Genomic DNA, 12391 nt, shown 5'->3' on the forward strand with positions numbered 1-12391 from the left:
GCTTTTCTCTTACATATAGACGGGCTGAACAGAGAGAACAGCCTCCACCTCTTTTATGACGTCCCATTCTTTTTCATCTGCTATGAAAATGCCGATCGTGCCGCGGTCTTCATTTGACCGGATCAAACGTCCGATTCCCTGGCGCAGCCTTAACAGCATGTAAGGAAGATCGACTTCACGAAAAGCGTTTGCCACGCTGCTCCGCTTCGCTTCAAAGACCGGATCATGCGGCGGAAAAGGAAGCGACCAAATGATGACATTTTCCAGCGACGCGCCCGGAATATCGAGCCCTTCCCATAGATGGACAGAGCAAAGAACCGACTCTTCAATCGTTTGAAATTTTTGCACGATCGTGCTGATTTCTTCATCGCCTTCAAAATAGACTGGAAACGGCAGTGTTTCCCGGGATGCTTGCTGTTTAAACGCTTCAAGCTCCTCAAATGACGGGAACAGGATAAGCGTTCTCCCTCCGGATTCTTTCATGCTTGCAATGGCCGCATGTCCTTTTGATTCCGCGTCATCCATTCGGTGGATATGCACTTTCATCTGTTCTTCATAATCGTAAGGCGAATCGACCGTAAGCGATAGATAGTCGCGGATGCCGAGGCTCTTCGCCAAGTAATCGAAAGATCCGTTTTCCGATAATGTCGCGGAAGAAAAAATGAACGGAATCTCTTTGGAAAACACTTTCTCTCCAAGGACTTCCGATACCGTCCTCGGCATGACAACAAATGTCGATTCAAACTCTTTTCGTTCCAGCCAGCTGATCGCGTTCTTTCTGTACAAGGAAAGAGAATAAGCCATCTGCTCAAGGTATTCTTCGACGACTGTCAGCGCGTACTGGTCAATCGTGTACAATTCCCCTTCAAAAACGAGCGCTTCACCGATTTTTTCAAGCAATTCGTACAGCTCGCCGGCCGCGCTCTTCACTTTGGCATGATCCTTGATCCGCAGGCGGTCTGAACCTTCCGCTTTTTCAGCGCTCTCTTGAAGCAGGCTGAAAAATTCATCATTGACGCGGAGCGCTTCTTCCACAAGCTCTGCAAATTCCTCCCTGATGTCATTTCCGAGAAGGCGTTCAAGAAACATTTCCAATGTGGATTGTTTCACCCGGTATGTGAGCGCTTTTTGCGCCGCAAATTCAAGGAGATGTCCTTCATCAAAGACGACCGCGCTGTGGTCAGGCAAAAGCGGAAGCTGTCCTTCACGCTTTCTCGCTTCCTCTGTCCAGACATGCTCCATGTAGAAATCATGAGAACAGATAATGAAGTCCGTTGATTTCCGGTAATGGTCTCTTGACAGCGTCAGACCGCAGCGGTGCCGCATATCACAAGTCAGACAGTCTTGAAATGAATCATAACCGATTTCGGCCCATTCATCATTTGACAGAGCCGAATATTCCTTGCGGTCGCCGTATGGATAAAATGACTGCATGCCTTGGGACTCATGAACAAATTGAGGCAGCGCCTCATACAGATCAAGCCATTTCTCATCATCAGAGCGCTGCATCGTTTTCTCCAGCTTTTTCAAACATAAATACTGGTCATGGGATTTGCTGAGCCGTGCGTCGATCGTCAGACCCAAGTGTTCGGAGATTTTTTGAATGTCCCCTTCTTTTTTGACAAGCTGCTCGATCAGCGTCTCGTCCGCACAGGCTATCACCGCGGGCTTCCCCGTATACCTGGCATAACTGAGTGCAAACAGAAGATAAACAAGCGTTTTTCCCGTTCCGACACCCGCTTCGGCAAACATGACGTTCTTTTCTTTAAATGCCCGCTCTAATTGAAAGGCCATAAAGATTTGCTCGTCACGCAAATCAAATCCCTTTTCAGGAAGAATATCGTAAAAGACATCACCAATCCAATTGTTCAGTTCTTCATAAAAATTTTTTGTTTTTGTTAAAGAAAAAGGCAGACGAGATGCTGTCACCCTGCTCCAACCCCCAACTATCAAGTTCTCAGAATTACTATCCTATCACTACGGCTAGAAGAATTCAACAAGAAAAAATTTCGCTAAAAAAAGCGGGGGGCCAGAAGCGCTTATTTCCGGTTAACCAGGTACGTCTGAAAGGGATGGTCTGTTGATTCCATATGACTGATCGCGTTTTTCAGATCTTCCTTTGCATATGTAAGCCGTTCTTCACCAAGGCTTTCCAGCTTGTTTGTTGTAGCCTCAAGCGCTTTTTGAATCATGTCGATATGCTCGTTGTTTAACATAACGTCACCTCTATACGAATGGAATAATCCCGAGTATATGCAGGATGATCCGCTTTTATACAGGCTGTTTTCACATTTTTTGCAAAGCTGTTTCCAGCGGCGAATGGCGTCTTTTCAGGAATTTGTCAACGCCTCTCACATCCCGGTGTTCTTGAAAAAGAGAGCTTTTGCTAGACAATGTGCTTTTGATCCAAAGCAACAACCCAGTCTATTCCATTTTTTCATCATATTCTGTAGGGAATTTAAAAATTATAGACAAAAGGTGGAGAGTTTATGTATTACTACGTACCGGCAAAAAAAGATTATTGGGATTATGATCCTTATCAAAAGCATGATGACTATTGCAAGAAAGATTTCTATTATCACGAGCCGTGCAAAAAGCATGATGACTTCTCTAAGAAAGACTGCTACCATCACGAGCCGTGCAAAAAACACCATGATTCCTACAAGAAAGACTGCTACTATTATGAGCCGCACAAAAAGCATGACGACGATTACAAGAAAGACTACTACTATTATGAGCCGTGCAAAAAATATGATGACTCCTATAAGAAAGACTGCTACTATTATGAGCCGCACAAAAAGCATCACGACTCCTACAAGAAAGACTGCCACTGCTATGAGCCGTGCAAAAAAGACTACGGATATGACCATTGCAAAAAAGATTATTACGATTATGAGCCGTGTAAAAAAGACTGCTATTACCGCGAGCCTCGCAAAAAATATGATCATTCATACAAAAAGAAAAATGATTCATGGATCGTCTAGTGAATCATTGATTTAACCATACCTTCCTTATCTAATCAGAAACCCCGCTTCTTTAAAAGAGCGGGGATTTTCTCCAAAAAAAGACGGCCTTTACCCGGCAGTCCGATTTATTCAGCTTTTTTTGGCCTTGGCGGCCTTTTGCCCCAATACTGATAATAATCCGTTTTAATAAAGCCGTTAAAAAGCTTTCGTTTTTTTGTCGCTTTTTTTCCGTAGCATTCCTCAAACCGTTCATTTGAAGTCAGCATATAAACAGACCATGTATCAAGCCCGGCAAATGCTTTCCCCATGTCCCTGTACATGTTTTCAACCGCCTGCTTTTCGCCGAGACGCTCGCCGTACGGCGGATTTCCGACAATGACACCATATTCCGCTTGTGTCGTAAAATCCTTTACCTGCATTTGTTTAAAATGAATGAGATCAGAAAGACCGGCTTCTTCGGCATTCGCTTTGGCGATCTCGATCATGCGGTGGTCGATGTCGTGCCCAAAAATGGCGAGCGGCTGATCGTAATTCGCCTTTTCTTCGACTTCCAGTCTCGCTTGATCCCAAGCCTCTTTTCCGATCCATTCCCATTTTTCAGAGGCGAAATCCCTGTTGAATCCCGGTGCGATGTTTTGTCCGATCAAAGCCGCTTCGATCGGAATCGTTCCCGAACCGCAAAACGGATCAACAAACGGCCTGTCCGGGGTCCAATTTGTCAGCAGGATGAGCGCTGCGGCGAGGGTTTCTTTCAGCGGAGCCTCCCCCTGGCCTGTACGATAGCCCCTTTTATGCAAGCCAACTCCTGATGAATCAAGCGTAATCACCGCTTTATCCTTCAAAAGCGAGATCTCTATTTTGTATTCAGGACCCGTTTCCTCAAGCCATTCGCTTTGCTTTCCGAATTGTGCTTTCAGCTTTTCGGCAATCGCTTTTTTCACGATCCGCTGGCAGTCGGGCACACTGGCGAGAACCGATTTGACCGATTTGCCTGTCACGGGAAAGGTCGCATTCTCAGGAATAAAGGCGCTCCAGTCAAGTGCTTTCGTTTTTTCAAACAACTCATCAAATGTTTTCGCCGTAAATTCGGCAACCTGGACCTTGACCCTGTCCGCCGTTCTCAGCCACAGGTTGGCTCTGCAGATGGCAAGAGCATCGCCTTTAAAAACCACTTTTCCATTGTCAACGGTACAGTCGTATCCGAGTTCCCGCACTTCTTTGGCGACGATGGCTTCGATGCCCATCGGCGCGGTTGCGATTAATGTAAAGGTTCTCATCATATCACCTGTTTTTATGTATTTTTTACATGATAAAAGCTCTCCTTTTGGCGGAGAGCTTATACATGTTCATGATCATTAATGGTGTGTAACGTTCTGTAAGCCATGTTTTGTTCCATCGTACTGCGGTCGGCTTTTTCAGCCTCGTACTCAGGTGGTAATCATCTATCTACAGAGTCATCTCTGTCCTTCTTTCCGTTCAATTCCTTCCAGAAGGTTCCCCTACCAAAATTTGGGTTTCTCGCTCGAGGGGTTTACCGCGTTCCACTCTCACCATTTCTAGTGAGACTTCGTCACTGTGGCACTTTCAAGGATACTCAGCCATATCTGAAAAGACGTAGGCTTTTTTCCTGCCGTCAGCCTGATACAGGCTGCCCTAGCTTATGGTTTCGCTAGGCACGAACACTACGGGCATCTCAGCACCGTGCGAGCATGGACTTTCCTCTACAGATTCAAAGATCTGCAGCGATTACCCGAACGTTAAGACATCCACTATTATACCCTACTTCCCATCAAAGGACAAGGTTTTTTCATTCATCGTATAATTTACTTCCAAATACATGTTTTTCCAAGTTGGACAGCCGTTTCAAGATATCAAAATTGGTCGTATTGGATTGTGCAGGCTGTCTCTTGCTGGCTTCTTCCAGCTGCTTTTTCAAATTCAGGTTCTCCTGCTGCAATTCCTCGATTTCCTGGTGGAAGGCTTCATAGTCTTTAATCACCATGTCCAGAAATTTATCAACATCTTCCTGTTTGTAGCCTCTGACGCCTGTTTTAAATTCTTTTTCTAAAATTTCTTTAGCAGAAAGCTTCACTTTATCAGCAAGCATCTTTTTCACCTCATATCGTGAATCATCATCTTATATTTTTTCAGAAAACGTGTGTGATGTCAAATTTTCTCTCCGTCTGTTTATTCTTCTGAAAAGCTGTGTTCTTCAACGGTCACTCGCAAATCATCCATCGTAATCGTGTAGATCGGATAATCGCGTTTTTCCTGGGCTTTTTTGGCCTCGTTCAGCATGTAAACCGGAGACCCTTCCACTTCTTCATCATAAAGAATCAGCAAGCCGTCAGATTTTTCAATAAAAAAACGGTTTTTCTGCCTAAATTGAACAGGGCTTTCATACGGCCTGTGCGTCAGGCTTTCCGTGTAGTCGCTTTGAGCTAATACGTCTTCATAAAGCTCCTTGTTTTTCTCATTCCAGTTCTTTTCCTGTTCCAAAAACGGAGTGATCACCGCCACCTTCAGCTCCGGATACTCTTCCTGAAGGGAAAAAGCGACCTGTGCCGTCCAGATTTCCGCTCCAAGCTGACCTGAGATGAGAATCCATTCGAGCCCTTCATCAAGCAAAGCGAGCATCCGGTTTTCAATGGCTTTTTTTATGTAAAAAAGGGCTTGATCATCTTGTTTAAATACTCCGATTTCAAACGGCTTGTACCCTGTGACAGCCAACACTTTCATTTGATCACCTGCTAAAAAATGGGGCCGGAATCCGCCCCATCTTTTGAAATATTCTGTTTCCGATCTTGATTCATCCTCGCAAAACGTCCGTCATGTTTTAGTAAGGGCCCATTCCCATTCCTGGACCCATTCCCATTCCTGGGCCCATTCCCGGTCCTGGTACAGGTCCCTGTCCCGGGCTGACAAAATGCTGGTGGGAGGCCTCATTGACAGATGATTGTGTTTGCGGATAGTAATGGACGTGCTGAAAATGCTGATGATTAATATTGGTTGTATGCTGCGGATGAATGTGCGGAACGATCGTATTGCTTTGCGTATGATTATAACAGCATTGTGTAGGATGAACAATCGGCGACATCATGTTTGGTTTACAGTGCATGAACAAATCCCCTTTCCTAAAGCTTCTATATACACTACTAAACTATGAAGCAAGGGGTAAACATGTACTAATATAAAAACCTATTTTAAAAGTAAGCGATAAAGCTTTCCTTGAAATTGGTCAAAACAAAAACGATAAACAAGACAACGACAAAAAACAAATAAAACAACCCCTTATACATATCAGCGCTCCCTTCAAACATTTCTAACGTCATTTTACAAGAATCGCTCCGTTTCTACAATCCAAAACATGTTTCCAATGTTTACAGGCGAAGATCGTCGCTTCCTGCGCTTGCCCGGGGAATATTTTGCCCGTATTTCCTCTTCAATCGCTGACGGCGGAGGTCAAGGGCTTCTCTTTCTCTTTCCGTCAGCTCAACCTTTTCCGGGCTGCACCGCTCAAGAAGGTGCTGTGTCGTTCTTAAAGCCGCCGGTATATCGCGAACTTGATGTTCAAAATATTTGGCGAGCTCAATGCCGGCCCGGAAGACGGTCTTCCCGTCCGCGCCATTTTGCAGCTTCACCCATAGTCCGGCGGCTTTTTCAAGCTTGCCTTGTTTTTTATATTGCATCGATAAATCAAACGAGGCCCGTTCAGACTGTTCAAAACGCTCGAGTTCAAGCTCCTTTAGCTGCTCTGTCGCAAGCTCGGTTTCCCGGTTGGCCATGAGCCATTTAGCCAGCGCGTATTTTTCATTTGCTTCCGGTGTCTGATCAGGGGAAAGAATTTTCTTCGAGATATGGATATAAAGCGTAATTAAAGACAGGACGTCAAGCTCATTGTGATGCAAAACGCCTTCAATGATCTTCGGCCGTTCTTCCTTTAAAAATTGAAAATAGATCATCGGCGCGAGATACCCCGGTGTATCCTCCGTCCGCTGAACGCCGAGCTCTTCTTTTTCCACGGTGCTTAAAGACACGCGGTCGAATTTGTGCTTCCAGAGCCGCCGCGCCCCGTGAAGCAGGTCAAAGTGGCCGAAATCCGGGAGCTCGGGAACCCTGTCGCGGATCAGCGTGTGCCTCGTTTTGACCTGGGGCCAGTCAAAAGCTCGTCCATTATAAGTGACTAGCGATTTGATATCGACCTCGCTCAAAAAACTGTGGTAAAGCGCCGCTTCGTTTCCCGGCTTGGGCAATAGATGCTGTTTGACGACGACTTTGTCATCATAGACCCTGGCATGTCCGAGGAGGAAGATCGTGTTGCCCGCTCCCCCTCCGAGCCCGGTTGTTTCCGTGTCAAAGAAAAAAAGCTGGCTCGGGATGTATCCTTTGCTTGAAAGGTCGTGGGATACACCGCTCTGATTCCATTGATTGACCGTTTCATGAAGCTCGGCAAACGAGTACTTTCCGTGAACATGTGTCAGCGGATATTCGACTTCACGGATCAGGCAATAGCCGTCTTCAAACACGTACGGCCTTGCGCCGAGAGCAGTCCATTCTTTAGAAAACGAAGGGGCGGGATGCGCATTCTTGTCAGCTTGCTTTTCTTCTTTTTTTTGCGTATTTCCCAGGTGATGCTTAAAACGGTTAAGCTTTCTTTTTAAAGACATGTTCAACCTCAACCTTTCCAGCTTTCTAAAAGGCGCAGCGCATTGTCTTTGGTCTGATTGGTTTCACCGTGGACACCGATGCATGACGGACAGCCTGACCGGCACGGGCATTTGGCAATCAGCTGATGCGCTTCTCTGATGATGTTCGGCATTTGTTCGTAAACCTTCTCAGATAATCCGACGCCTCCGGGATAACGGTCATATAAAAAAATCGTCGGCTTTTCATTATGGACGGCTTTAATTTGCGGAAAAACATGCAAGTCAGACGGATCGCACATGACCTTGAGGGCGGCGACATATCCGAGGACATTCGCAGCCCCGAGCAAAGCCTCTTCCAATTTGATCTCGTTCCAATTCCGGCGCTCTTCGTCATTCACCTGCACCCAGGCAGCATTTGTGTGGAGCTCCTCTTCAGGGAGGTGAATCGGACCGGAGCCGATATTTTCATGTGTCTCAAATTTTATTTTTTTGAAAATAGTCGCCTTCGCTTGCACGGTGACATCGCCAAAACCGAACGCTGCCATATCTGTTTCCTTTATTTTATCTATTTCCAGCACTTTCAGCATGACGGCGAGATTGGCATCCGTATAATAGTCGGCTTTCACCTCGCGGACGAACGCTTTTTTCTCCTCCCAATCGAGCTTTTCCACCTGGTATTGAACCCCTTGATGCAAATAAATAGCTTCATCGTGCAGCAATGTCATCGCACTGAACCTGTCCATTTCACCAATCACTCGCGCCTTTTCACGTCTGGACTGGTCAATAATGACAACATTCTCCTGTGATGCCGATCTCAGGCTGATGCCGTGGGCCGGAAAGGCGTCATTCATCCAATGGTATGTGTCGCCGTTTAAGTACAGCACCCTTTCTTCAGCCAAATATTCTAAAATATCTTCTACTTCCGTCTCGCCAAAAGTCTCGTTTCGCTTGAAAGGAAGTTCAAACGCGGCGCATTTGAGATGATCGACAAGGATCACAAGATTGTCCGGGTTAATGACGGCCGTCTCCGGATTTTGTTTGAAGAAATAGTCCGGGTTTTGCACAATGTATTGATCAAGCGGCGCCGAGCTTGCCACCATGACGATCAGCGCTTCATTGTGCCTTCTTCCGGCCCTGCCGGCCTGCTGCCAGGCGCTTGCAATCGTCCCCGGATATCCCGTCATAATACAGGTTTGCAGCTGGCCGATATCAACGCCGAGTTCAAGGGCGTTCGTACTGACGACACCTTTGATATCCCCGCTGCGCAGCCCTTTTTCAATGGTCCTTCGTTCGTGCGGCAGATATCCCCCTCTGTATCCCTGGATGGAGTGGGCGCCGACAATCGGCTTCATGACATCCTGCAAATATGTCAAAATAATTTCCACCCTGACTCTGCTCCTTGCGAAAACAATCGTTTGAATCCCGTTTTGCAAAAATTCGGAGGCAAGCTTTCTGACTTCAAGTGTGGCGCTTTTTCTAATGTTCAGCGAGCGGTTGACAATCGGCGGATTATAAAATAAAAAGTGCTTTCTTCCCGCAGGAGCGCCATTTTTGGCAATGAGATGCATCGGCTGTCCTGTCAGCGTCTCGGCGAGCTCCAAAGGGTTGGCGATCGTCGCGGACGTGCAGATAAACTGCGGTTTGCTCCCGTAAAACGCGCAGATCCGTAAAAGCCTCCTGATGACGTTGGCAACATGGCTTCCGAAAACGCCCCGGTAGACATGAAGCTCATCAATCACGATATATTTCAGGTTTTCAAACAATGACACCCATTTCGTATGATGGGGCAAAATCGCCGAATGCAGCATGTCGGGATTGGTGATGACGATATGTCCGGCTTTTCTCACCTTCTGCCTGATCGCAGGCGACGTATCTCCGTCATACGTATAGCAGTTGATGGATGCATCGATTTCATCAATCAGTTCATTCAGCTCGCTTTTTTGATCCTGTGACAAAGCCTTGGTTGGAAACAGGTACAGAGCCCGGGCATCGGGGTCTTCCGTGATCCTCTGAATGACGGGAAGATTGTAGCAGAGCGTTTTTCCAGATGCTGTCGGCGTCACAAGCGTGACGTTTTTTCCGTTTTGACTCTGGTAAAACGCGTCAGCCTGATGGGAATAAAGCTTTTCAATTCCTCTTTTATGTAAAGCATGAACGATTTTTTCATGCAGTTGTTCCGGAAAGTCGCGGTAGTCCGCTTCCTTTTTCTCGATTGTATGCCAATGAACAATTTGTCTCTTGAAAGCTTCGTCTTCTTTCAGAAACTGGATGATATCGGTCAAATTTCGTTTTTGAAACAACATTGTCACCTCTTCTCTTATATTTTAGCGAATGTCAGTTCGTTCTGGAAGAGGTGATGGCAAGAAAAATAAAAAGCAGAGAATCGCTCTCTGCCTTTCATCTTTACTTGACTTTAAGCTCCATCAGCTTCGTCTCACTTTTTTTCGCTTCTTGTTCTTCATGCTTTGTCACGCGCTCCAGCACATCGCCGTTCATGATGACGATCGGCGTAATCGTGCTGCTCGCCTTCTCTTTGATCAGCTCCAGGTCACAAGTCATTAAAGGATCTCCGACACTCACTTTGTCGCCTTCTTTGACATGGGCGGTAAAGCCTTCACCTTCCATATTCACGGTTTCCAGCCCAATGTGGATCAAAATCTCCACCCCTGACAATGAGCGGATACCGATGGCATGCTTTGTATGAAACAGCTGGATCACTACTCCGTCAACCGGTGACACGATCTCTCCGCTGGAAGGCTCAACGGCGATTCCGTCGCCCATCATTTTTTGAGAAAAAACGGGATCAGGCACTTCCGAAAGCGCCAGCACTCGTCCATCTACTGGGGAAAATACGGTTTCTTCTTTCACTTCATCCTGTTTTTGACCGATACCGAATAATTTTTTCAGCAATACAATTGGGCTCCTTTCAATCAATATGCCTCTGTTTTCGCCTGGAAAAAGAGGGGCGATTGAATATCATTCTTTGGATTCCCCACTATTTAACCACACTTTCAAAATCCCATCAATTAATAACCATATGAACAGCTCCTGCATAAGCTGAAAATAAAATTTGAGGAGGTGGTCAGACATGGATTCTAAGGAAAATGAAAATCATTCCCTCAGCAAAAAGGACGATTTTCAAGAGGCCATTGAACAGTTATTTTACGCCTCTCCTTTTCACGAAATCTTAAATTCATTCCAAAAACTCATATCTGATCAGCTGGAGTCCGCACGCATTTCAATGGAGATCAGAGAAGAAAACGGAGCGCTTTGTGTCGACATTGCTGTCCCGGAATCCTTTCAAAACGGTGACATCATGATCGAAGCGAAATCGAGATATCTGCATATCGCATTAAAAGAAGAAGCCAAAAACGGTGACTCGTCATCATGCACAAGCTTGTCAAGAACCATCCTGCTTCCTTATCCGGTGCGTGAAGAAACGATGAAAACCTCGTGGAAAGGCAATGTTCTCACCGTGACATTCCCAGACGTAAAAAAGCATGAATGATTTTCATCCATGCTTTTTTTATTTAAAGAATCCCATAAAGCTTTTGGCAAGCGTCCCCATCTGGTTGACCGTGTTCATCATTAAACCGGCCGTATCCATCATTTTGCTAAAATCAAGCTGTCCGTTCTTTTTCTTAAATTGCGACAGAAAGCCCTGAAACTGGGAAGGCTGATGGAGATTTGGCCGCGGCGACGGATATGGGTTCGGGTAAGGAGTGATATGAAATGGCTGGATCTGCTGATGAACGGGCTGCTGATAGCTTGAGTACGGATCAACATATGGCTGTTCATAAGCCGGCGGACGCTGGACTGGCGCAGAATATTGGAACGGTTCTTGGTATTGCTGGAGGTACTGGTTCGTGTCAAGCTGCGGATGAACGGGATAATACGGCTGTTGACCGGAAAAGGGGTATCTGGCGTCTCTCCTCTCTTCCATCTTTCATCTCTCCCTTTAGAGCCCTTTTTTTATCAGTGTATGACATGGGGGCAATTCCCGTTCCAATGGGCTGTCACAATTCTGTCAAAAAGTGTCGAAAGTTTTAATTTTTGAAAAACAGAAAAAAGTCGAATTGTTATGGTACTATATTATTAATACGAAACGAGAGGGGATGCACCACATGAACGTATCATACTTAAGAAATTGTTTTGCCGAGATGAAGCAGTACGAGACAGACTGTATGAATAAGCTGATGGATTTTGCCAAGTTTTTGTATATCCAGGGGCATCTGACATTAAACGAATTTCGCACGAGTATGAAAGTTCTTGAAGCCAATGGAGCACAGCACCCTGCCTATGACATACATTCAGACGCCGGCTGAACCGGCGATGGAAAAAGACGACCGGGAATTTATCCCCGGTCGTCTTTTTCAATGTCGTCTTCAAGATGTTTCAATGTATAAAGCACTGATTCGGCAAGATCTTTAAAGCGTTTTTTATGAATTTTGCCGAAATATGACTGCAGCACGATCTCATTCAGGTTTTCCTCAACCGCTCGCAGCTGTTCTTCATACAAGTACTTCGGGCGATATGCCTTAATATATGATAAACTTTCTTGCAGCCAGCTCTTCACTGCTTGTTCAGACCGCTCCACAGACGGTTTGACGACGCTGAAAAAGTCGTGCTCCGCGCCTTCCTCTCTGCCCTTTTGATAGCGGGCTTCCGCTTCTTTTGCCAGGGCGATCAGTTCCCGTGTTTTCTCAAGAAGAGATTGTTTTTCCAACATGCTCACCTCAAATGCTATCGTATCAAAGGAAAAGGTTCGGCACAATGAAA

General features: G+C 45.9%; 14 protein-coding genes and 1 other RNA gene. 3 read left to right on the top strand and 12 right to left on the bottom strand.

Annotated elements, in window-relative coordinates:
• Nucleotides 1-9: 9 nt before the first annotated feature.
• Nucleotides 10-1929, bottom strand: a complete 1920-nt coding sequence (locus P3X63_RS12105; RefSeq protein WP_026587563.1) for an ATP-dependent DNA helicase — start codon at nucleotides 1927-1929, stop codon at nucleotides 10-12.
• Nucleotides 1930-2039: 110 nt separating this feature from the next.
• Nucleotides 2040-2216, bottom strand: coding sequence for a hypothetical protein (locus P3X63_RS12110; RefSeq protein WP_179115715.1), 177 nt, complete (start codon nucleotides 2214-2216; stop codon nucleotides 2040-2042).
• Nucleotides 2217-2489: 273 nt separating this feature from the next.
• Here P3X63_RS12110 and P3X63_RS12115 point away from each other — a divergent pair, with 273 nt between their 5' ends.
• Nucleotides 2490-2984 (top strand): hypothetical protein, encoded by a 495-nt coding sequence (locus tag P3X63_RS12115; protein WP_277690856.1) that lies wholly within the window; start codon nucleotides 2490-2492, stop codon nucleotides 2982-2984.
• A gap of 107 nt (nucleotides 2985-3091) precedes the next feature.
• Here the strand turns inward: P3X63_RS12115 and P3X63_RS12120 are convergent, their stop codons facing one another.
• The 8 genes from P3X63_RS12120 to P3X63_RS12155 form a co-directional block, all read right to left on the bottom strand.
• Nucleotides 3092-4243, bottom strand: coding sequence for a THUMP domain-containing class I SAM-dependent RNA methyltransferase (locus P3X63_RS12120; RefSeq protein WP_026587565.1), 1152 nt, complete (start codon nucleotides 4241-4243; stop codon nucleotides 3092-3094).
• A gap of 94 nt (nucleotides 4244-4337) precedes the next feature.
• Nucleotides 4338-4724, bottom strand: an RNA gene (gene rnpB, locus P3X63_RS12125) — RNase P RNA component class B.
• A gap of 49 nt (nucleotides 4725-4773) precedes the next feature.
• Nucleotides 4774-5073, bottom strand: coding sequence for a cell division regulator GpsB (gene gpsB / locus P3X63_RS12130; protein ID WP_026587566.1), 300 nt, complete (start codon nucleotides 5071-5073; stop codon nucleotides 4774-4776).
• 80 nt (nucleotides 5074-5153) lie between these two features.
• Nucleotides 5154-5705 carry an SLOG family protein gene (locus P3X63_RS12135; RefSeq protein ID WP_026587567.1) on the bottom strand — a complete coding sequence of 184 codons (552 nt, stop codon included), beginning with the start codon at nucleotides 5703-5705 and terminating at the stop codon, nucleotides 5154-5156.
• Nucleotides 5706-5802: 97 nt separating this feature from the next.
• A complete protein-coding gene (locus P3X63_RS12140; protein WP_277690859.1) occupies nucleotides 5803-6084 on the bottom strand; it encodes a CotD family spore coat protein in 282 nt (93 codons plus the stop codon).
• A gap of 262 nt (nucleotides 6085-6346) precedes the next feature.
• On the bottom strand, nucleotides 6347-7633 hold the full coding sequence (locus P3X63_RS12145) for a ribonuclease H-like domain-containing protein (protein ID WP_277690861.1): 1287 nt from the start codon (nucleotides 7631-7633) through the stop codon (nucleotides 6347-6349).
• 8 nt (nucleotides 7634-7641) lie between these two features.
• Nucleotides 7642-9915: a DEAD/DEAH box helicase gene (locus tag P3X63_RS12150; protein ID WP_035428154.1), complete on the bottom strand. Its 2274-nt coding sequence runs from the start codon at nucleotides 9913-9915 to the stop codon at nucleotides 7642-7644.
• A gap of 100 nt (nucleotides 9916-10015) precedes the next feature.
• Nucleotides 10016-10522, bottom strand: a complete 507-nt coding sequence (locus P3X63_RS12155; RefSeq protein ID WP_277690864.1) for a PTS sugar transporter subunit IIA — start codon at nucleotides 10520-10522, stop codon at nucleotides 10016-10018.
• Between the two features lie 178 nt (nucleotides 10523-10700).
• Here P3X63_RS12155 and P3X63_RS12160 point away from each other — a divergent pair, with 178 nt between their 5' ends.
• Complete coding sequence (locus P3X63_RS12160) at nucleotides 10701-11120, top strand: Hsp20/alpha crystallin family protein (protein ID WP_026587572.1); 420 nt, start codon at nucleotides 10701-10703, stop codon at nucleotides 11118-11120.
• 18 nt (nucleotides 11121-11138) lie between these two features.
• Here the strand turns inward: P3X63_RS12160 and P3X63_RS12165 are convergent, their stop codons facing one another.
• Nucleotides 11139-11555 carry a YppG family protein gene (locus P3X63_RS12165; RefSeq protein WP_026587573.1) on the bottom strand — a complete coding sequence of 139 codons (417 nt, stop codon included), beginning with the start codon at nucleotides 11553-11555 and terminating at the stop codon, nucleotides 11139-11141.
• Between the two features lie 181 nt (nucleotides 11556-11736).
• On the opposite strand from P3X63_RS12165, the gene P3X63_RS12170 reads away from it, so the two are divergent.
• Nucleotides 11737-11937 carry a YppF family protein gene (locus P3X63_RS12170; protein WP_026587574.1) on the top strand — a complete coding sequence of 67 codons (201 nt, stop codon included), beginning with the start codon at nucleotides 11737-11739 and terminating at the stop codon, nucleotides 11935-11937.
• Between the two features lie 29 nt (nucleotides 11938-11966).
• Here P3X63_RS12170 and P3X63_RS12175 read toward each other — a convergent pair whose 3' ends face one another.
• Nucleotides 11967-12341, bottom strand: coding sequence for a YppE family protein (locus tag P3X63_RS12175; RefSeq protein WP_236251137.1), 375 nt, complete (start codon nucleotides 12339-12341; stop codon nucleotides 11967-11969).
• Between the last annotated feature and the right edge of the window lie 50 nt (nucleotides 12342-12391).

The organism is Bacillus sp. HSf4 (assembly GCF_029537375.1).
Lineage (GTDB): Bacteria > Bacillota > Bacilli > Bacillales > Bacillaceae > Bacillus > Bacillus sonorensis_A.

What these genes read in the sequence shown, in the direction of transcription:
- gpsB (WP_026587566.1), bottom strand. Translation starts at nt 5,073, where the DNA reads ATGCTTGCTGATAAAGTGAAGCTTTCTGCTAAAGAAATTTTAGAAAAA.
- P3X63_RS12160 (WP_026587572.1), top strand. Translation starts at nt 10,701, where the DNA reads ATGGATTCTAAGGAAAATGAAAATCATTCCCTCAGCAAAAAGGACGAT.
- P3X63_RS12120 (WP_026587565.1), bottom strand. Translation starts at nt 4,243, where the DNA reads ATGAGAACCTTTACATTAATCGCAACCGCGCCGATGGGCATCGAAGCC.
- P3X63_RS12175 (WP_236251137.1), bottom strand. Translation starts at nt 12,341, where the DNA reads ATGTTGGAAAAACAATCTCTTCTTGAGAAAACACGGGAACTGATCGCC.
- P3X63_RS12170 (WP_026587574.1), top strand. Translation starts at nt 11,737, where the DNA reads ATGAACGTATCATACTTAAGAAATTGTTTTGCCGAGATGAAGCAGTAC.
- P3X63_RS12135 (WP_026587567.1), bottom strand. Translation starts at nt 5,705, where the DNA reads ATGAAAGTGTTGGCTGTCACAGGGTACAAGCCGTTTGAAATCGGAGTA.
- P3X63_RS12115 (WP_277690856.1), top strand. Translation starts at nt 2,490, where the DNA reads ATGTATTACTACGTACCGGCAAAAAAAGATTATTGGGATTATGATCCT.
- P3X63_RS12145 (WP_277690861.1), bottom strand. Translation starts at nt 7,633, where the DNA reads ATGTCTTTAAAAAGAAAGCTTAACCGTTTTAAGCATCACCTGGGAAAT.
- P3X63_RS12140 (WP_277690859.1), bottom strand. Translation starts at nt 6,084, where the DNA reads ATGCACTGTAAACCAAACATGATGTCGCCGATTGTTCATCCTACACAA.
- P3X63_RS12150 (WP_035428154.1), bottom strand. Translation starts at nt 9,915, where the DNA reads ATGTTGTTTCAAAAACGAAATTTGACCGATATCATCCAGTTTCTGAAA.
- P3X63_RS12110 (WP_179115715.1), bottom strand. Translation starts at nt 2,216, where the DNA reads ATGTTAAACAACGAGCATATCGACATGATTCAAAAAGCGCTTGAGGCT.
- P3X63_RS12165 (WP_026587573.1), bottom strand. Translation starts at nt 11,555, where the DNA reads ATGGAAGAGAGGAGAGACGCCAGATACCCCTTTTCCGGTCAACAGCCG.